This is a genomic window from Conyzicola nivalis (assembly GCF_040548875.1).
Classification (GTDB): Bacteria; Actinomycetota; Actinomycetes; order Actinomycetales; family Microbacteriaceae; genus Conyzicola; species Conyzicola nivalis_A.
In genome coordinates this window covers 21,607-40,133 of the sequence record NZ_JBEPSJ010000002.1, presented here as the reverse complement: position 1 = coordinate 40,133, position 18,527 = coordinate 21,607, and the positions used below count along the sequence as shown (strand labels likewise).

The 18,527-nt window shown below is 69.4% G+C and carries 21 protein-coding genes and 1 pseudogene; 12 read left to right on the top strand and 10 right to left on the bottom strand.

Annotated features, from left to right (window positions below):
• Positions 1–15 precede the first annotated feature (15 nt).
• Genes ABIE21_RS08860 through xseA form a run of 4 tightly spaced genes read right to left on the bottom strand, consistent with a single transcriptional unit; the run spans position 16 to position 2,827 of the window.
• Positions 16–624 carry a carbonic anhydrase gene (locus tag ABIE21_RS08860; RefSeq protein ID WP_354025143.1) on the bottom strand — a complete coding sequence of 203 codons (609 nt, stop codon included), beginning with the start codon at positions 622–624 and terminating at the stop codon, positions 16–18.
• 56 nt (positions 625–680) lie between these two features.
• Positions 681–1,361 (bottom strand): DUF4245 domain-containing protein, encoded by a 681-nt coding sequence (locus tag ABIE21_RS08855; RefSeq protein WP_354024462.1) that lies wholly within the window; start codon positions 1,359–1,361, stop codon positions 681–683.
• Between the two features lie 5 nt (positions 1,362–1,366).
• Positions 1,367–1,582, bottom strand: a complete 216-nt coding sequence (locus ABIE21_RS08850; RefSeq protein WP_354024461.1) for an exodeoxyribonuclease VII small subunit — start codon at positions 1,580–1,582, stop codon at positions 1,367–1,369.
• 9 nt (positions 1,583–1,591) lie between these two features.
• Entirely contained in the window at positions 1,592–2,827 is a 1,236-nt protein-coding gene (gene xseA, locus ABIE21_RS08845; protein ID WP_354024460.1) for an exodeoxyribonuclease VII large subunit, read from the bottom strand.
• A 90-nt stretch (positions 2,828–2,917) separates the two neighbouring features.
• Between xseA and ABIE21_RS08840 the strand changes: the two genes are divergently transcribed.
• The 4 genes from ABIE21_RS08840 to ABIE21_RS08825 are packed head-to-tail and all read left to right on the top strand — an operon-like array spanning position 2,918 to position 6,877.
• The gene (locus ABIE21_RS08840) at positions 2,918–3,973 is read left to right on the top strand and encodes a 4-hydroxy-3-methylbut-2-enyl diphosphate reductase (RefSeq protein ID WP_354025142.1); all 1,056 of its coding nucleotides are present in this window, start codon (positions 2,918–2,920) and stop codon (positions 3,971–3,973) included.
• On the top strand, positions 3,970–4,500 hold the full coding sequence (locus ABIE21_RS08835) for a DUF6264 family protein (RefSeq protein WP_354024459.1): 531 nt from the start codon (positions 3,970–3,972) through the stop codon (positions 4,498–4,500). Before ABIE21_RS08840 ends, ABIE21_RS08835 begins: the two co-directional genes overlap by 4 nt.
• A gap of 3 nt (positions 4,501–4,503) precedes the next feature.
• Complete coding sequence (locus tag ABIE21_RS08830; protein ID WP_354024458.1) at positions 4,504–5,742, top strand: sensor histidine kinase; 1,239 nt, start codon at positions 4,504–4,506, stop codon at positions 5,740–5,742.
• Between the two features lie 10 nt (positions 5,743–5,752).
• Positions 5,753–6,877, top strand: a complete 1,125-nt coding sequence (locus ABIE21_RS08825; RefSeq protein ID WP_354024457.1) for a hypothetical protein — start codon at positions 5,753–5,755, stop codon at positions 6,875–6,877.
• 1 nt (position 6,878) lies between these two features.
• Here the strand turns inward: ABIE21_RS08825 and fbaA are convergent.
• Positions 6,879–7,952, bottom strand: a pseudogene (gene fbaA / locus ABIE21_RS08820) (class II fructose-bisphosphate aldolase); the annotation flags it as partial.
• A gap of 160 nt (positions 7,953–8,112) precedes the next feature.
• On the opposite strand from fbaA, the gene glpX reads away from it, so the two are divergent.
• Positions 8,113–9,045, top strand: coding sequence for a class II fructose-bisphosphatase (gene glpX, locus ABIE21_RS08815; RefSeq protein WP_354025140.1), 933 nt, complete (start codon positions 8,113–8,115; stop codon positions 9,043–9,045).
• Between the two features lie 10 nt (positions 9,046–9,055).
• Here the strand turns inward: glpX and ABIE21_RS08810 are convergent, their stop codons facing one another.
• Together ABIE21_RS08810 and ABIE21_RS08805 are read right to left on the bottom strand one after the other, a co-directional pair.
• A complete protein-coding gene (locus ABIE21_RS08810; protein ID WP_354024456.1) occupies positions 9,056–9,598 on the bottom strand; it encodes a putative immunity protein in 543 nt (180 codons plus the stop codon).
• Between the two features lie 100 nt (positions 9,599–9,698).
• On the bottom strand, positions 9,699–10,040 hold the full coding sequence (locus ABIE21_RS08805) for a cupin domain-containing protein (protein ID WP_354024455.1): 342 nt from the start codon (positions 10,038–10,040) through the stop codon (positions 9,699–9,701).
• A 110-nt stretch (positions 10,041–10,150) separates the two neighbouring features.
• Between ABIE21_RS08805 and ABIE21_RS08800 the strand changes: the two genes are divergently transcribed.
• On the top strand, positions 10,151–11,716 hold the full coding sequence (locus ABIE21_RS08800; protein WP_354024454.1) for a helix-turn-helix domain-containing protein: 1,566 nt from the start codon (positions 10,151–10,153) through the stop codon (positions 11,714–11,716).
• A 59-nt stretch (positions 11,717–11,775) separates the two neighbouring features.
• Here the strand turns inward: ABIE21_RS08800 and ABIE21_RS08795 are convergent, their stop codons facing one another.
• Together ABIE21_RS08795 and ABIE21_RS08790 are read right to left on the bottom strand one after the other, a co-directional pair.
• Entirely contained in the window at positions 11,776–12,777 is a 1,002-nt protein-coding gene (locus tag ABIE21_RS08795; protein WP_354025139.1) for an adenosine deaminase, read from the bottom strand.
• Complete coding sequence (locus ABIE21_RS08790; RefSeq protein ID WP_354024453.1) at positions 12,777–13,994, bottom strand: DNA recombination protein RmuC; 1,218 nt, start codon at positions 13,992–13,994, stop codon at positions 12,777–12,779. Before ABIE21_RS08790 ends, ABIE21_RS08795 begins: the two co-directional genes overlap by 1 nt.
• 112 nt (positions 13,995–14,106) lie before the next feature.
• Between ABIE21_RS08790 and ABIE21_RS08785 the strand changes: the two genes are divergently transcribed.
• Together ABIE21_RS08785 and ABIE21_RS08780 are read left to right on the top strand one after the other, a co-directional pair.
• The gene (locus ABIE21_RS08785; protein ID WP_354024452.1) at positions 14,107–14,928 is read left to right on the top strand and encodes an NAD(P)H-binding protein; all 822 of its coding nucleotides are present in this window, start codon (positions 14,107–14,109) and stop codon (positions 14,926–14,928) included.
• Between the two features lie 25 nt (positions 14,929–14,953).
• A complete protein-coding gene (locus ABIE21_RS08780; protein WP_354024451.1) occupies positions 14,954–15,568 on the top strand; it encodes a hypothetical protein in 615 nt (204 codons plus the stop codon).
• 43 nt (positions 15,569–15,611) lie between these two features.
• Here the strand turns inward: ABIE21_RS08780 and ABIE21_RS08775 are convergent, their stop codons facing one another.
• Positions 15,612–16,028 carry a DUF1844 domain-containing protein gene (locus ABIE21_RS08775; RefSeq protein WP_354024450.1) on the bottom strand — a complete coding sequence of 139 codons (417 nt, stop codon included), beginning with the start codon at positions 16,026–16,028 and terminating at the stop codon, positions 15,612–15,614.
• Between the two features lie 275 nt (positions 16,029–16,303).
• On the opposite strand from ABIE21_RS08775, the gene infC reads away from it, so the two are divergent.
• The 4 genes from infC (at position 16,304) to ABIE21_RS08755 (ending at position 18,513) form a co-directional block, all read left to right on the top strand.
• Positions 16,304–17,008: a translation initiation factor IF-3 gene (infC, locus tag ABIE21_RS08770; protein WP_354025138.1), complete on the top strand. Its 705-nt coding sequence runs from the start codon at positions 16,304–16,306 to the stop codon at positions 17,006–17,008.
• On the top strand, positions 17,001–17,195 hold the full coding sequence (gene rpmI, locus ABIE21_RS08765) for a 50S ribosomal protein L35 (RefSeq protein ID WP_354024449.1): 195 nt from the start codon (positions 17,001–17,003) through the stop codon (positions 17,193–17,195). Before infC ends, rpmI begins: the two co-directional genes overlap by 8 nt.
• Positions 17,196–17,228: 33 nt before the next feature.
• Positions 17,229–17,615 (top strand): 50S ribosomal protein L20, encoded by a 387-nt coding sequence (rplT, locus tag ABIE21_RS08760; protein ID WP_354024448.1) that lies wholly within the window; start codon positions 17,229–17,231, stop codon positions 17,613–17,615.
• 94 nt (positions 17,616–17,709) lie between these two features.
• On the top strand, positions 17,710–18,513 hold the full coding sequence (locus ABIE21_RS08755; protein ID WP_354024447.1) for a TrmH family RNA methyltransferase: 804 nt from the start codon (positions 17,710–17,712) through the stop codon (positions 18,511–18,513).
• Positions 18,514–18,527 lie beyond the last annotated feature (14 nt).

Below are 18,527 nucleotides of genomic sequence, written 5' to 3'. Positions count from 1 at the left end.
GTGTTGTGGGGTGGACTAGAGATTGCCGATGCGGATGTCTGGAACCGCGCGGCCCTCGAGCAGCCGGTAGTTGGCGCCCACGACTGCAAGCGTACCCGCGGCGATGCCGTCGCTGATGAGCTCCGACACCTCTATCAGCTCGGCGATGGTGTCGCGCAGGTGCTCGTGCCCGACCTCGTGCGCGTCGACGCTGCCCGCGGGAATCGGGGCGCCGTCGGCCGCGATCGGCCCGGCGACGCGGCGCACCGCGGGCACGATCTTCTCGATCAGGTGCGCGATGTGCGGGGGGAGCGCCTCGGCGTCGTCGCTCTGCGAGTCGATCGCCGCGCGCACGGCGCCGCACTCGTCGTGACCGAGCACGACGATGAGCGGCACCTTGAGCACCGCGACGGCGTATTCGAGCGATCCGACGACGGAATCAGAGATGATCTGCCCGGCATTGCGCACCACGAACAGGTCGCCGATGCCCTTGTCGAAGATGATCTCGGCCGCGAGCCGGGAGTCGCTGCACCCGAACAGGGCGGCGTCGGGCCGCTGGACCTTGGCCAGAGACTCGCGCCGCTCGACGTCTTGACGGGGATGCAGCGGGGCACCGGAGACGAACCGCTCGTTGCCGCGCGCCATCTCCTCCCACGCCTTGGCGGGCGACTTCGGCTCTTTCACGGCCGCCGTGTCGCCGGTCACTCGCCGGCCGCCATCTCCGATTCGAGAGACGCCGCGAAGGTGCGGAACTCGTTGCTGTCGGCTGTGCCGTGGAGTACGTACATGCTCGCTCCCTCTGTCGTGACCATGGAATAGGCGAAGTTGCCGGGGTCTTCGGCGTCGCGGTGGTCGTAGATCGTCCACTCGCGGCCGTCGATAGTCTCGGTGCCGGTCGCGGCCCGCTGCTCCAGCAGGTTCGACAGCCAGGTCGGGTTGGCGTCGATGCCCTGGTTCAGCGCGATGAACTCGTCCGACGGGGTGACCATGCCGATGTACCAGCTCGACACGCCGTCTGCGGCCCGGCTCAGCTCTGCGTTGTTGGCGTCCCACTGCGGCGGGAGCACGGGGGTCGCGAGCGGCTCGTCGATAGTGGGCTGCGCCTGCTCGGCGATGGTGACGAAGTCGACCGCCTCGCGCGGCGGCTGGGCGGGGCGCACGACGACGATGACGATGAGGAGCATAAGACCGACGGATGCAACGAGCGACCAGAGCAGGTTGCGCAGGGTCTGGTTCGCTCGGTGTTTGCGGGAATTCTCGGCCTTGCGTGCCGCGGTCTCCTCCGGGGTCTCCGGACGACCGAGCTCGGCGACGACGCGCGGCGGCTTCGCCTGGGGCACGCGGGTGGGTGCCGGCTTCTCGCGGGGTGTCTTGGCGGCCACGGTGACTATTCGGCGCTCGATCGGGCGGCGTCGAGTCTGGCCTTCGCTCCGAGCAGCCACTCCTCGCATCGCTTGGCGGCGGCCTCGCCGCGCTCCCAGAGGGAGAGCGACTCCTCGAGGGTCGACGAGCCCTGTTCGAGCTCGGATACCACCCGGATGAGCTCGTCTCGTGCCTGCTCGTAGCTGAGGGAGCTCACATCGGCGTTCTGTGCTGTTGCCACGGAGGGATTCTACCTTTTCTCGCTGTGGGGCTCGTCGACTGTGGACCGCACCCGGCCGGTCGCCAGGGTGAGGAGGAGGGGGGTGCCCGGGGGCGCGTCGGCGGCGTCGCGCAGCGCGAGCCCCGACGGCAGCTGCGCGATGGCGTAGCCGCGGTCGAGCGTGCCCTGCGGCGAGAGGGCGCGCAGCTGACCGGCCAGTTCGCCGACCCGGGTGAGCGAGCGCTCGACGACCCGGTCGACGAGCTCGTGACTGCGGGCGACCCAGCGGGTGAGCTCTTCCGCCCGCGAGTCGATGAGCGAGACGGGGTTCGCGAGCACGGGGCGGGTGCGCAGCTGCTCGAGCCGGTCGATCTCGTGCGTGAGGAGCGAGGTCATGCGGGTGCCGATGCGGGAGCGGGCCTGGGCGACGCGGGCGAGCTCCTCCGCGACATCCGGGACCACGCGTTTCGCGGCGTCCGTCGGCGTCGACGCGCGCAGGTCGGCGACGTCGTCGAGCAGCGGTCGGTCTGCCTCGTGGCCTATGGCGCTGATCAGCGGTGTGACGCAGGCCGCTGCGGCGCGCACGAGCGACTCGTCGCTGAACACCAGGAGGTTCTGGAAGTCACCGCCACCGCGGGCGACGATGATGACGTCGACCTCCGGGTCGGCGTCGAGCAGACGGATGCCCGCGGTCACCTCCGCGACGGCGCGGTCGCCCTGCACGGCGGCGTGCGCCACCCGGAATTTGACCGATGGCCACCGCAGCTGGGCGTTGCGCAGAACGTCTTTCTCGGCATCGCTGTCTTTGCCCGTCACCAGGCCGATCATGTTCGGCAGGAAGGGGAGGGGCTTTCTGTGCGACGCGGCGAACAGGCCCTCTGCCGCGAGCTGCTGGCGCAGGCGCTCGAGCCGTTCGAGCAGGTCGCCGAGACCGACGTGGCGCATCTCGAACACCTGCATCGTCAGGGTGCCGCCCTTGACCCAGTAGTTCGGTTTGACGAGCGCGACGACGCGGTCGCCCTGCTTCAGGTCGGCGGGCAGCCGGGCCTTGACCGACGACCAGACGGTGAAGCCGACGGTCACGTCTGCGTCGATGTCTTTGAGCTTGCCGTAGACGTTACCGCCGGAGACACCCCACTGCGTGATCTCGCCCTCGACCCAGACGGAGCCCAGCCGGTCGATCCAGCCCTTGATCTTCGCCGACAGCACCCCGACCGGCCACGGCGTGTCGACGGTGGGCGGTGCGTCAGGCGTGAACTCGACCAAGGCGACCCCTCCCAGAGAAGTGCGGCGATCGCCGCATAGAATTGATCCGTGAGCAATATCACTAATGGAAACGTCGCTGTGCATCTCGAGATGCCGCGCGTTCCCGCGCTGCGGAACAGGCTAAAGGATACCCCCGTCACCGGCACGAAGCGGGTGCTGCTCGCAGCCCCGCGCGGCTACTGCGCTGGGGTGGACAGGGCGGTCATCGCCGTCGAGAAGGCCCTCGAGCGCTTCGGCGCCCCGGTCTACGTGCGCAAGCAGATCGTACACAACATCCACGTCGTCTCCACCCTCGAGAAGAAGGGCGCCATCTTCGTCGACGACGTCGACGAGGTCCCCGAGGGCTCGCACATCGTCTTCAGCGCCCACGGTGTCTCTCCCGCCGTGGTGCAGGGCGCCGCCGACCGCCAGCTCGACGCGATCGACGCCACGTGCCCGCTCGTGACCAAGGTGCACCGCGAGGCCGTGCGTTTCGCGAAGCAGGACTTCGAGATCCTCCTCATCGGCCACCACGGGCACGAGGAGGTCGAGGGCACCATGGGCCACGCGCCCGAGCGCACCACCCTCGTCAACAGCCCGGCCGACGTTCCGAACATCGTCGTGAACAACCCCGACCACGTCGTGTGGCTGTCGCAGACGACGCTGAGCGTCGACGAGACGATGGAGACTGTGCGGCTGCTGCGCGACCGCTTCCCGAACCTGCAGGACCCGCCCAGCGACGACATCTGCTACGCCACCACCAACCGCCAGGTCGCCATCAAGAAGGTCGCAGCCGAGGCGGAGCTGGTCATCGTGGTCGGATCGGCGAACAGCTCCAACACCGTGCGTCTCGTCGACGTCGCGCTCGAGTACGGCGCGAAGGCCGCCTACCGGGTCGACTACGCGAGCGAGATCCAGCAGGAGTGGCTCGACGGCGTGGCCACTGTCGGAGTCACCAGCGGCGCCTCGGTGCCCGAGGTTCTCGTGCAGGAGGTGCTCGACGACCTCGCCGACGCCGGGTACGGCGATGTCAGCCAGGTCGTCACCGCCGAGGAAGACCTCATGTTCTCGCTCCCCAAGGAGCTGCGCAAAGACGCCGACGGCAACGCCGACGAGCGCGGGCTCGGCGGCCGGGTTCGTCAGCTGGACTGGCAGAGGAATCGATGACTGAGCAGCGCGAGCGCCCGCAGTACGGCGAGTACGCCAGCGTCGACGAGCAGATCGCCGCCGGCGGGCACGTCGTGGAGCCCGACTCCGTGCCGGTAGCCGCCCCCGGCCCGCTGGCTCCTCCCGTCGCCTCGACCCGGGTTCCCGGCTCTCCGCCCAGGACCCGCGCGTGGGATATGCCGCTCACCGTCACCCTCCTCGTGCTCGGCGGCTACTCGACCATCAGCTCTATCCCCGGCTTCCTCTCCTTCGCGAGCACCCTGAACGACCTGTACGTCGCCAGCGGGTACGGCGAGTACACGAGCACCGCGCTCGCCAACGGTCTCGGCATCGGCGCGCTCGTCAGCCAGTCGCTGATCTACGTCGTGACGGTCGCGATCGCCGTCGCCCGTCTGCGTGCCAGGAAGCTCGCCTTCTTCATCCCCGTGATCGGGGCCGTCGTCAGCGGCGTCGTGATCTTCATACTGGTATTGGTGGCAATGACCTCCGACCCGGCGCTCGCGGCCTGGGTCACCAGCCAGAGCTGACCCGTGTCGACGGAGGCCGCGAGGGTCGCCATCCTGCCCCGGGGTGTCGCGTCGCGCGTCATCACGTCGGCGGTGTCGCGAGGCGCGTGGGGTGTGGCGATCGCGGTGATCGTGCTCACGGTGCCCGTCGTGGTCGATGTGGCGGTCGACCGCGGGTTCGACGATCTGCTGCTGGTGCCGCTGCTGTGCCTCGCAGGCATGCTCGCCTTGCTCGGCATCAGCGGACGGCGGCCCGGCACGGCGACCAGGCTGCTGTACGTGTTCGGGGGAGGGGCGCTCGCCACGGTGTACACGGTCGCGTTGCTGCTCGCCGACCCGAGTCTCAACGACGAGGCCGCCTTCGTGCTCAACCGGCCGGCGCTGGTGCTGGTGCTCGGCGGGGTGTCGATCGTTCGCCCGCTCGTCGGTCTGCTCTGGAGCCTCGCCGGCTACACCATGGCGATGGCGACAGCCGTCGTGTCGTCGTTTCTGGTCGGGGTGCACTTCGCTCCGGGCTGGGGTCCGACGCTCGCCCTGCTCGTGTACGCCGGCGCGTTCCTCGCGCTCGCCGCCATCCGGGCCAGCCAGGAGCGGCAGATCCCCGACCTGGCACGCCTCGAAGACGACACTCGGCGCATGTCGATCGAGAACCAGTTCGAGCAGCGCGCCGCCGCGATCGTGCACGACACGGTGCTCAGCGACCTCACCGTGGTGATGAACTCCGCCGGGCCGCTGCACCCGCGCGCCCGCGAGAGGTTCAGGGCGGATGTCGCGACCCTGAGCGACGCCGCATGGCTGCGAGAGTCGGCGGACGCATCCACCGTCGCGCCCCTCGACGCCGTGCTGCGCAACTCCCTCGAGACGCTCGTCTCCGATTTCCAATGGCGGGGACTGACGGTGGATGTCACGGGGGACTCCAGCGCGGCCATCCGGATCTCTCCGGAGGCGGCGTCATCCCTCGTCTCCGCCGTCCGCGCCTGCCTCGACAACGTGCTCGACCATGCGGGCACGGCGTCGGCCGAGCTCGTCGTCGCGACGACCGCCGACGCCGTCACGGTCATGGTGATCGACCACGGGAAGGGCTTCGACCCGGGAAGCGTCGCCGACGACCGACTCGGGCTGCGCTCGAGCGTGGTCACGCGCATCCGTTCGCACGGCGGCTCGGTGCGCGTGTGGTCCACCCCCGGCAGCGGCACCTCCGTGCTGATCAGCGTGCCGGGGGCAGGCGCCCCGACCGAGACGGCGCCCGGCCATGCGGGGTGACGCGTGGCGGGTGACGCCGCAGCAGATCGACCCGCTGAGCTGGTTCACCCGTCCGCTCGTGCCCGTGGCCTTCGCGATGCTCGCCCTCGTCGTCGGCGCGGGCACCATTGCGATCACCGGAGACCTCGGGCCGCTGGTCTGGCTCGACGCGGCGGGCGTCGCCGCCATCGTCGCCGCCTGCGTCGTCGTGCAGTTCGCGACCAGGCCGCTTCGGCCGGCCTTCTCGGTGCGCGACGCGGTCGTGCCGCTGACGCTCGCGCTCGCCGGGCTCGTGCTGTCGACGATCAGCTGCATGGACTCCGAGCTGCTCGTGCAGCACTGGTGGGCGCCGATCGGCGTCGGCTTCGTGGTCGCGACGCTGGGGCCGTTCTCGACCGTGCGGCAGATCATCGCCTACGGGTCGCTGCTCAGCGTGGCCACGGCCGTCTGCGGCTGCATCGCCTTCGTCGCGCCCGCGCACGTGTGGTCGACGGTGAGCGTCGCGTTCATCGCGGCCAGCGCCGTCGTCATCGGCACCGTGGCCACCGCCACCTTCTGCTTCGTCGTCGTGGCGAGCACTCAGGCGCTGCTCGCCGGAGCCGGCACCGTGCCTCCCGCGTCGCACGCCGCGAGCGAGGAGGCGGCGCGACGGGTCGAGCGACGCACGCTCGCCCGGCTCGGCAACCGGGTCGCGCCGTTCCTCGAGGGGATCGCCGACGCGGGCGAGGTGACGCCGACCGACCGCGCGCTCGCCGGCCAGCTGGCGCGGCAGCTGCGATCCGACCTGGTGAGCCAGGCCAACCGCACGTGGCTCGACTCGATCGCCCTGTTCGGGCGCATCTATGTCGTCGACCCCGACTCGCGTGCCGACCGCATGAACGCCGCGCAGCGCACGGCACTGCGCGCCCTGCTGCTCGCCGTGATGGACAACCCGGCGGCGACAGTCGGCACCCTGTTCATAGAACTGCGCGGAGAGAACGACGGCTCGACGGCCGTGGCGCTGAGCCTCGACTTCTCGCTGCCCGAGGGGCGGCGGGCGATGATGCTCGCCCCGTACTACCTCACGCTGCAGACGACGGTGCAGTCGCTCTCCTGGGACCCCTCACGCGACCTGCTGAGATTCCAGCTGCCGGCGCAAGGGGAGCCCGAGGAGTGACCTACTTGCCGGAGTGACCGGCCGAGCCGAGCTGCTTCGTCGCCTCGACGACGCGGGCGGCGAGGGCGCTCTCGGCGAGCTTCCCCCACGAGCGCGGGTCGTAGACCTTCTTGTTGCCGACCTCTCCGTCGACCTTGAGGAAGCCGTCGTAGTTGCGCAGCACGGTGTCGGCGACCGAACGGCTGTAGGCGTACTGGGTGTCGGTGTCGATGTTCATCTTCACGACGCCGTTCGCCACGGCGAGGGCGATCTCCTCGTCGGTCGATCCCGAGCCGCCGTGGAACACGAGGTCGAGCGGCTTCGGGCCGGTGCCGTACTTGGCCTGTATGCCGGCCTGGATCTCTCCGAGCAGCTCCGGCTTGAGCTTCACGTTGCCGGGCTTGTACACGCCGTGCACGTTGCCGAAGGTGAGGGCGGCGATGTAGCGGCCCTGTTCGCCCAGACCGAGGGCCTCGACCGTCGCGATCGCGTCGTCGAGCGTCGTGTACAGGTGCTCGTTGATGTCGTGGCTGACGCCGTCTTCCTCGCCGCCGACGACGCCGATCTCCACCTCGAGAACGGAGTTGATGGCTTTCATGCGCGGCAGGATCTCCTGCGCGATGCGGAGATTCTCGTCGAGCGGCACCGCGGAGCCGTCCCACATGTGGCTCTGGAAGATCGGGTTGCGACCGGCCTTCACCTCGGCCTCGGAGGCCGCGATGAGGGGGAGCAGAAATCCGTCGAGGGCGTTCTGCGGGCAGTGGTCGGTGTGCAGTGCGACGGTTACGGGATAGTTCTTGGCCGCCTCGGTCACGAACGCCGCGAAGGCGAGGGCTCCGGATGCGCGCGCCTTGACGGTGTGGCCGGCGAAGAAGTCGGCGCCTCCCGTGGTCACCTGGATGATTCCGTCGGAGCCGGCTTCGGTGAGGCCCTGCAGGATGCCGTTGATCGTCGACGACGACGACGCGTTGACGGCCGGGTAGGCGAATCCCTTGGTCTTCGCCTTGTCGAGCATCTCCGCGTACTGATCGGGGGTTGCGATGGGCATTGCTGTGGCCTCCAGAGCTGAATTCTTCGAACTATTTGGTCGGGGAAAGTCTAGCCAGCCGCGGCCATGCGGGCTCGTTGTACAGTGGGAGCGACGTTGATTCGCCCCTCGAATCCCACCACAGCGCCATGGCATCGACACTGAGGACGACCCAAACGTGAGCATTCCCACTGGCATTGTTGACCTTCATCCCGACCGCAACCTCGGCATGGAGCTCGTCCGAGCGACCGAGGCGGCGGCCATCCGCGCCGTGCCGTTCATCGGCCGTGGCGACAAGAACGCGGCCGACGGCGCCGCCGTCGACGCCATGCGCAAGTTCCTCGGCACCGTCGCCTTCGACGGCCTCGTGGTCATCGGCGAGGGCGAGAAGGACCACGCGCCGATGCTCTACAACGGCGAGCACGTGGGCAGCGGGGAGGGCCAGGCCTGCGACATCGCGGTCGACCCGATCGACGGCACGTCGCTCACGGCGGCCGGCCGGCAGAACGCCCTCAGCATGATCGCCGTCGCCGACCGCGGAAGCATGTACGACCCCAGCGCGGTGTTCTACATGGAGAAGATCGTCACCGGCCACGAGGGTCACGGCGTCGTCGACCTGCGCCAGCCGATCGGCGAGAACATCCGGGCGCTGGCCAGGGCAAAGGGCAAAGACGTCTCCGACATGGTCATCGCCGTGCTCGACCGTCCGCGCCACGCGACGCTCGTCGAGGAGATCCGCGAGGCCGGAGCCGGAACCCGCATGCTGCTCGACGGCGACGTCGCCGGCGGGATCAACGCGGCGATGCACGGCACGCGTATCGACATGTGCGTCGGAACCGGCGGTACCCCGGAGGGGATCATCACCGCGTGCGCGCTCAAGGCGCTCGGCGGGTTCATCCAGGGCCGCCTGCTTCCGCGCGACGACGAGGAGCGCCAGCGCGCGATCGACGCCGGCCACGACCTCGACCGTGTGCTCGAGGTGGGCGACCTCGTCACGAGCGACAACACGTACTTCGTGGCGACGGGCGTCACCGACGGCCAGCTCGTCGACGGGGTGCGCAAGCACGGCAACATGATCCGCACCGAGAGCATCATCTTGCGCGGGCGCTCCGGCACCGTGCGCCGGGTCGTGGCCGAGCACCTCGCCGAGAAATGGGTCTGATCGTCTGCGCCTAGACCGGCGGGTCACCCAGCGCGGCCTGGATCTCGCGGATGCTCGCCCCGAGCACGCCCGTGGCGAGGAGCCCCGACCCGAGCGGGCCGGCGGGGTCCGCGCCGAGCGGTGGAAGAGGGCGAAGAGCCTCCCTCACTGCGGCGCTCATGTGCTGGATCTGCCAACGGACCTCGTCCGCCGTCGCCGTCGGACGATCGGGTGCGGCGAGCCCGGCGGCCTTCGCGGCGTAGGCGGCGGCGCCGAGCGCGTGCGCTCCCATGTGGGCGACTCCGGACGCCTGTCCGGCCGCGCGGGCGGCCGCGACGGCGGCCGGTGTCGACACCGCGTGTGCCGCACGGCCGGCGACGAATCGTCGTCGTATCTCGCCGGCGGCGTCGAGCTCGCCACGCGCGAAAGCACGTGCGCGGGCGATCGCGTCCCTCGGCCGGTCGTCGGCGGGCGCCTCGCTCTCGAAGATCGGCAGCACCCTCTCCGCACAGTCCGCAGCCCACGCCGCGACGAGACGTCTGTCTGCTTCGCTCAACGACTGGAGAGACGGCATTCCCTCACTCTCGCACACCGTGCGGGTGTGCATCGAAGACGGTGCCGGGAGGAGGGGGACCACCGTGCGCCGCCGCGACCGCTGATGGTCGGGACCGCGGCTATTCGGGACCGAGTACCCCGAGGCCTGCATCGCCGGCCGACGCCCCCTTCAGTTCGACGAAGATCACGTGCGTCGCGGTGTCGCCGATGTTCTCGCCGTGGTGCCGTTGCGCCGGCAGCCACACCGCCTGCCCCGAGGGCAGGGCCACCTCGAGTTGTCGGTCGCCGGTCGAGAGCCGCCGTCGAAAGTCGGACAGGGTGATCATCACGCTGTTCGGATGGTCGTGCGGAGTCGAGGATGTGCCCGGGGTGTCGCGGTACTCGAGCACGCGCACGAACTCGTTCTCCCACAGGACCGAGTAGAGGTCTGCATTGGTGATGGCGGGGTCGTCGGTGACCATGCTGCCGAGGGTAGACCCGTCGCGTGCGCGAGGACAACGGGTTCGCCCGCCGAGTATGGGGTCAGACCGGGCACCGGCCCCTAAGCTTGCGACAGGCGGGAGGTAGGGGAATGCGAGTTCTCGATCTGCTCGGCCGCGGCGAACTCGATCTGTCGGTCGTGTGGGCCGAACCGGCCATGCTCGAGCGCGACATCAGAGGCTCCACGTCGGTCGAGCCCGCACGTCACGGTGGTGACATCGCACCCGGGTCGCTGGTGCTCGTCCACGGTGTCTGGCCTGCCGATGCCGAGAGCACCGACGACTCGGTCTCCGAGCTCGCGGCCTACGGCGTGGCTGCGCTCGCCGTCGGCGCCACCGTCGCCGGCGACATCTCCGAGCACGTCGTCGACGCGTGCCGCGAGCACGGCGTCGTGCTGCTCGCAGTCGGGCCGGGAACCTCGCTCGACGAGCTCGCCCACATCGTGACGTCGGCCGGCTCCGCAGACAGCGCGACGACAACCCGAGGCGGCGTCTTCACGCGAACGCTGCTCGACGGGATCGGCTCGGGGGGCGGCGCGCGGGGCGCGCTGCGCGCGTTCCACGCCCGCTACGCCACGCGCTGCTGGGTGCTCGAGTCTGGCGGGTCGGTGTCGGCCGTCGCGGGGCGGAAGCCGACGGTCGATGGCGTGGAGGCGGTGTGGAACCGGATGCTCGGCGCGCCCGACGGGGAATCGGTCGTGCTCGACGAAGACGGCCGGTCCGCATCCGTATGGCCCGTCGTCGCCGACAACGTGCGCACTATCGGCTACCTGGTCTGCGGCGGCGACCACCGCGCGTGGCCCGCCGACCTCCAGCGGGTCGTGCGCACGCTGCTGCTCGTCGTGCGGGTCGAGCTCGAACTCCAGAACGGCCGACGCGACACCGAGCAGGCGCCGGTCATCGACCTGGTGCAGCATCTCATCGCGGACAGCCTGTCGCCGGGAGACGCCTCGGCGCGACTGCGCATGCTCGGCCTCGACCCACTGCAGCCGATCACCGCCGTCGCCGCGCAGGTCGACGACTCCGACTACCCCTCCCGGGCGGTGCTCGACACGCTCGTCGCACTGCTCGAGGCCGACGGCCGGGTCGTGGTCGGCTGCGATTTCGGCGACGAGGCCGTCGCGCTGCTCGGCGGTGCCCACACGACACCCGAGCTCGTGGGCCTCGCGGAGCGCCCGGGCCACCCGCTGCTGCGTCTGCTCGGCACACGCCGCCTGCGCGTGGGCGTGAGTGAGCGCGCCACCGGAGTCGGCCAGCTGGCCGCCGCGGTGGCATCGGCGCGGGCACGAATGCGCTCCGCCGTCGGCGACGAGACGATCGTCTGGTCGACCCGCTCGACCCCGCAGTCGTACGCGGCCCTGCTCGATCTGCTGCCCGAGCGCATCACGGCGGCCTTCGGTCGCAGCCTGCTCTCCCCGATCGTCGACTACGACGTCAGACACGGCTCCGATCTGGTGCTGACCCTGCGCGTGTTCCTCGAGGCGAGCGGCGCGTGGCAGCAGGCCGCGACCGCGTTGCACGTGCACGTCAACACGCTGCGCTACCGCATCGGCCGCATCGAGGAGCTCACCCAGCGCGACCTCTCGCGCATGCGCGACCGTGTCGATCTCTTCCTCGCGCTGGCGACCGTGCCGACGACGCCGGGGCCGGTCGAGTAACGGCCGGCCACGCCGACCGGTCCAGCTCCCGTCGGCCTGCTCAGCGCCCGTCGGCCTGCTCAGCGTCCGTCGGCGGCAAGCGCCGCTCTGACCTCGCGCCGCAGCGACTCCTTCTGGCGCTCCGGCAGGAACGACGAGGTGAACGAGTTCTCGGCCAGCACCCCGACCTGCGCCGGCGAGAGGTCGAGGCCCGCGGTGATCGCCGCGAAGTTGTCGTCGACGTAGCCGCCGAAGTAGGCCGGGTCGTCGCTGTTGATCGACACGAGCAGGCCCTCGGCGAGCATCGCCGGAAGCAGGTGGTCGGCGAGCTCGGGCGGTGCGGTCTTCAACGCGATGTTCGACAGCGGGCAGACGGTGAGGGGGATCTGCTCGTCGCGCAGGCGAGCCACCAGCGCGGGGTCCTCCGTGGCGCGGTTGCCGTGGTCGATGCGCTCGACGCCGAGCAGGTCGAGTGCCTCCCAGACGTACTCGGGCCCTGCCTCCTCGCCGGCGTGGGCGACGCGGTGCAGCCCCTCGGAGCCGGCGATGCCGAACGCCTCGGCGAACAGGGACGGGGGATACCCGAGCTCTGACGAGTCGAGCCCCACGCCGATGAAGCGGTCGCGGAACGGCAGCGCGTCGCGCATCGTCTCGGTCGCTGCTTCGCCGCCGAGGTGGCGCAGGAAACACAGGATCAGCTCGGCCGTTATGCCGCTGCTCGCACGCGCCTCGTCGATGGCCGCCGTCAGGCCGCCGAACACGGCCTCCTGCGCGACGCCGTTCTGGGTGTGCGTCTGCAGGTCGAAGAACATCTCGGCGTGACGGACCCCGGATGCCGCGGCGCGGGTCAGATAGGCGGTGCCCAGATCGTAGAAGTCCTGCTCGGTCTTCATCACCGCCAGATTCGCGTAGTAGATGTCGAGAAACGACTGCAGGTCGGTGAAGCGGTAGCGGTTCTTGAGCTCGGTCGCGTCGTACGTGGGCAGGTCGATGCCGTTGCGACGGGCGAGAGCCACGACGAGCTCGGCCTCCAGCGAGCCCTCGATGTGCATGTGCAGTTCGGCGACCGGGAGCATCGGCATCACGCGCTGCGCTCCTCGGCCAGTTCGAGCTCGACGGCGGTGAGCGGGCGTGCCACCGACTCGATCGTGGCCGAGGCCCCGATCACCCGCGACTCGTCGAACACGCTGAGCTTGCGGGCCGTGACGAGCACCCGTGACTCGAGCGAGTTGGCGAACTGGTTGTAGCTCGCGACGGTCGAGTCGATCGATCGACGCAGCTTGTCGGCGTGTTCCGACAGCGTCGAGAGCCGCTGGTAGAGCTCCTTGCCCAGGTCGAAGAGGTTCTTCGCGTCTTCGGTGAGCACGTCTTGCTGCCAGCTGAACGCCACCGTCTTCAGCAGCGACCACAGGGTCACGGGGGAGGCGAGTGCCACCCGCTTGCTGAAGGCGTAGTCCATGATGCTCGGGTCTGCCTCCATCGCCGATGCCACCAGCGACTCGCTCGGGATGAACGCGATCACGAGCTCAGGGGAGGCGTCGAGCCCCGCCCAGTACGCCTTGCTCGCGAGGGTGTCGATATGCCCGCGGACGACCCGCACGTGCTGTTTCATCAGCGCGTCGCGCCGGGCGCCCTCCTCGCCCGTCGCGGTGGCCGCGATCTGCGACGCCTCGAGGTAGGCGGTGAACGGCACCTTCGCGTCGACGGCGATGTTCTTGCCGCCGGGCAGATGGATCACCATGTCGGGCCGGCCGGCGCCCGCGTCGGAGACGATGGATGCCTGCACGTCGAAGTCGACGCGCTCGATAAGCCCCGCCGCCTGCACGACGTTGCGCAACTGGGTCTCGCCCCAGACACCGCGGGTTCCGTTGTTGCGAAGCGCCGAGGCGAGGGACTCGGCGGTGCCACGCAGCCGCTCTTCGGACTCGGTCGCGTTCTTGAGCTGCTCGCTGAGCTGCCCGTGCTGCAACGACCGTTGCGCCTCCAGCTCCGCGACCGTCTGCTGCATCGTGCGCAGGGTCTCCTGCACGGGAGACAGCGCCTGCAGCACCCGGTTGTCGGCGTCGCGGCTCTGCTGCGCGGCCCGCTGCTGGGCGAGCAGCTGCTCCACCTGCTCACGGAGGGCGACGGCGGTGGCGTCGGATGCCGCGGCCTCGGCCTTGAGCTCGCCGATCAGCTCTGCCGTTCCTTCCCCGTCGTCGCGCGCGCCCGATCGACCGCGGGCGACGAGCAGCCCGATCACGCCGCCGAGCACGACGCCGAGTACAAGGCCGATGAGCAGCGCCACGATGGGATCCATGCTGCCAGTGTCGCACCGTGCGCCGACATGACCGCGGCACCCGGCCGGGCGTCGCCTCACGCGCCGAGTGTCGGTGCACGCCGAGTGTCGGTGGCGCGTGGTTGCCTCGAGTATGGCCGCTGCAACCCGGTTCCTGGTTCTCGGCGCCACCGGCACTGTCGGGCGGCGCGTCGCATCGACGCTTCGGGCGGGAGGTCATGACGTGACCGCGGCCTCCCGCAGCGGGTCCCCGCCGTTCGACTGGGCCGAGCCGGCGACCTGGCCGCCGGTCGTCGACGGCGCGACGGGCATGTTCCTGATGGCGCCCGACGGGGTCGCCGTCGACGAGGAGTTCGTCGCCGTCGCCGTCGCCGCGGGCGTGCGCCGCATCGTGCTGCTCTCGAGCCTCGGCATCGAGGAGATGCGCGACGAGCGACTGCTCGCGGCCGAGCGCGTCGTCGCACAGAGCGGCGCCGACTACACGATCGTGCGCTCCGACTGGTTCGACCAGAATTTCTCGGAGGGCTTCCTCCGGCCCGCGGTGCTCGGCGGCTCCGTCGCGATCCCCGTCGGCGACCACCGGTTCGCCTTCACCCACTGCGACGACCTGGCCGAGGTCGTCGCGGCATGCCTCACCACGCACCAGGCATCCGGGCAGACCCTCTCGGCGACAGGCCCCCGGGCGATGGGCTTCGCAGCGGCGACGCGGATCATCGCCGAGGCATCCGGCCGCCCCGTCGTCTACCGGGGCGAGGCGCACGACTACGTCGAGGCGATGACCGGGCTCGGCGTGCCCGAGGAGCAGGCCCGCGCCGACGCGGATGCCTTCGAGGCCCTGAGGCTGTCGCCCGACTCCGAGCCCAACTCGGTGGTCGCCGACCTCGCCGGCCACGAGCCGCGGTCGCTCGGGACATTCGCCGCGGAGGCCGCGCGAGACGGAGCCTGGGCGGGGTGACCGATCGGGGTCCAGAATGGAGGCGATGACATTCTTCCGACGCCGCCCCCGCGGGCAACTCGACCTCGGCCACTACACGGCGCCCGCGGCCGAGCCCGCCGTGCCGGTGCAGCGCGTCGTCGACGAGGGGTTGCTCGTCGCGCTCTCGGGCGTGCGCCTCGCCGTGAAGAACCGCATGATCGTGGCCGCGCTCCGCGACGGGCTCGACTACGACCACGCCGACTACGCGGCCTTCGCGACCGACCGCATCGTCGAGGTCGCCGACCACGAGGAGAGCGCCGCCACGCAGCTGCGCCGACGCATCGACCTCGCCGCGCTCCCGTTCGACGACGCAGACCGCATCGAGTACGAACGCCGCGCGCTGATCCGCAGCGAGCTCGCCCGCGCGCTCATGGCGGTGACTGAAGACCGGGAGGCGCTCGGCGCCATTATCGACGCCTCGAGGCACGCGGCTCTCGACGACGTCGCGACCACGCTGGGCCAGCGTGCCGTGGGCCCGTCGGCCTCGACCGACGAGCACTACTTGCCGGGCCCCGACTACGAGGCCGAGAAGGACGACCGGGTCGCCGCGCTGATCGTGCTCGATCTGGCGCTGCTGGCCGTGGAGCGCGGCACGTCGCTCGACCAGATCAGCGAGTAGCCGGGTGCGGGTGACCGGCGCCGCGCGACCCGTCCCGGATGCGTTAGTTGACCGGGCCCGTCCACTTCTCGCCGGGGCCCTTGCCCACGGCGTCGGGGATCGACGAGGCCTCGCGGAAGGCGAGCTGCACGGTGCGCAGCCCGTCGCGCAGGGCGAGTGCGTGGTGGTCGCCGAGCTCGGGCGCGCTCGCCGTCACCAGGCCGGCGAGGGCGTTGATCAGCTTGCGTGCCTCGTCGAGGTCGATCTGCGACTGCGCGTCGGGGTCGTCGGCGAGGCCCAGCTTCACGGCGGTGGCGCTCAGCAGATGGATTGCCACGGTGTTGATGACCTCGATCGCCGGCACCTCCCCGATGTCGCGGATCTCGACGTCGGGATCCAGCGCCGAAGCGGAGTGATCGTGCCCGTCACCGCCGTGCAGAGTCGAGCTCGAGGCGTGGTCGTGGGAGTAGGGCTCGCTCATCGAATGCTTCCTTAGTCTTTTCGCGCAGTGTCTGCTATTCTTGTGCAGGCTTCGGGGCTTGCCCCGATACGAAAGTGGAGATTCTCCCACCCGTCAACCGCTTCTCAAGGTTACCGGGTAGTTACACCCCGCCGTTGATGTGCTGCAGAGCGCCGCTCCGGTAGACAAACAGGGTGTTGGCGTAGCAGTGAAAAGCAACGCGTGATTCTTCTCTTCCGTCCCTGCCCGGCACCCGTCGGCCAGAGTGGCCACCAGATTTACAAGAGGAGCTCCGCATCAGCGATCCCCGTACTAACGACCGAATCCGTGTACCGGAGGTCCGACTCGTCGGACCCGCCGGAGAGCAGATCGGTGTCGTTGCCATTGACGTGGCACTTCGACTTGCCCAGGAGGCCGACCTGGATTTGGTTGAGGTTGCTCCCAACTCCAAGCCCCCCGTCGCAAAGATCATGGACTACGGCAAGTTCAAGTACGAAGAGGCGCAGAAGGCCAAGGAAGCTCGCCGCAACCAGGCGAACACGATCCTCAAAGAGGTCCGTTTCCGTCTGAAGATCGACGTGCACGACTACGAGACCAAGCGCAAGCGTGCCGAGGGCTTCCTCGCCGCGGGCGACAAGGTCAAGGCAATGATCCTGTTCCGTGGCCGCGAGCAGTCGCGTCCTGACCAGGGCGTGCGTCTGCTCAAGCGTTTCGCCGAAGACGTGTCGGAGTTCGGCACGATCGAGTCGAGCCCCACGATCGACGGCCGCAACATGGTCATGGTCATCGGCCCGCTCAAGACGAAGGCGACCGCCAAGGCCGAGGCCGAGGCACGTCGCGTCGCGAACAAGCCGGCCAAGGGATCCACCGCGGATGCCACGGACGACAACACCGAGACCGACGAGGTCTCCCCAGAACCTACAGAAGCTGTACCCGCAGAGACTGTGTCGGCTGACGATTCAGCCGTAGATGTATCAACGAAAGAGGATAAAGATGCCTAAGCAGAAGACGCACTCGGGCGCCAAGAAGCGCTTCAAGCTCACCGGTACCGGCAAGGTCAAGAAGCAGGGTGCCGGCATGCGACACAACTTGGAAGTCAAGTCGAGCAAGGTCAAGCGCAGCTTGAACCAGGACCGACTCGTCGCACCCGCCGACGCGAAGATGATCAAGAAGCTTCTCGGCAAGTAACGCCGGCGAACCCAAGAACTTAGGACTAGAACAATGGCAAGAGTAAAAAGAGCGGTAAACGCCCACAAGAAGCGTCGCGTCATCCTCGAGCGCGCGAAGGGCTACCGCGGACAGCGTTCGCGCCTGTACCGCAAGGCCAAGGAGCAGGTCACCCACTCCCTCGTCTACGCGTACCGCGACCGCCGCGCCCGCAAGGGTGACTTCCGTCGCCTGTGGATCCAGCGCATCAACGCCGCATCGCGCGCCAACGGCCTCACGTACAACCGCCTCATCCAGGGCCTCAACCTCGCCGGCGTGCAGGTCGACCGTCGTATCCTCGCCGACCTCGCGGTCACCGAGCCCGCCACGTTCGCTGCCATCGTCGCGACGGCCAAGGCCGCGCTTCCCGCCGACACCTCGGCACCGAAGGTCAAGGCGTAGCAACACCGCTTTATCCGGTCGACGCGCTGGTGCTCCTCGTGAGCACCAGCGCGTTGCCCCGTTAAACGGGGGTGTCCCGCCTAAGCTGAATGCCATGATCGACAACCCGCGCTCCCCTCGAGTACGCGGCGTGGCAAAGCTAGCCAAGAGAGACGCCCGGTCCCAGACCGGGCTCTTTCTTTTGGAAGGCCCCCAAGCCGTCACCGAAGCCCTTACCTACCGTTCGGAGCTTCTCGTAGAGCTCTTCGCGACCCCGACAGCACTCGACAAGTACCCCGAGATCGCGAGAATCGCCGACGAGATCGGCCTCGAGGTCGAATTCGTCACGGAGGACGTGCTCGACTCCATGGCCGACACGGTCACGCCGCAGGGCATCATCGCCGTCTGCAAGCAGTTCCCCACGTCGCTGAAGGACATCCTCGCCGCCGAGCCCAAGCTCATCGCCATCCTCGAAGAGGTGCGCGACCCGGGCAACGCGGGAACCATCATCCGGGCCGCGGATGCCGCCGGGGCCGACGCGATCATCCTGACCGGCCGGAGCGTCGACCTCTACAACCCGAAGGTGGTCCGCGCGACCACCGGCTCGATCTTCCACATCCCGGTCGCCGTCGCGGCCGACCTGGAGACCGTCATCGAGAAGGTCAAGGGCTACGGCCTGCAGATCCTCGCCGCCGATATCAAGGGCGAAGACCTGCTCGAGGCGCGCACCACCGGGCGTCTCGACAAGCCCACCGCGTGGCTGTTCGGCAACGAGGCCCGCGGGTTGAACGACGAGCACTTCGCTCTCGCCGACAGCGCGATCACCGTTCCGATCTACGGACACGCCGAATCGATGAACCTCGCGACCGCGGCATCCGTCTGCCTGTATGAAAGCGCGTTCGCGCAGCGACTGGCCTAGTCTCCACGGCGTCA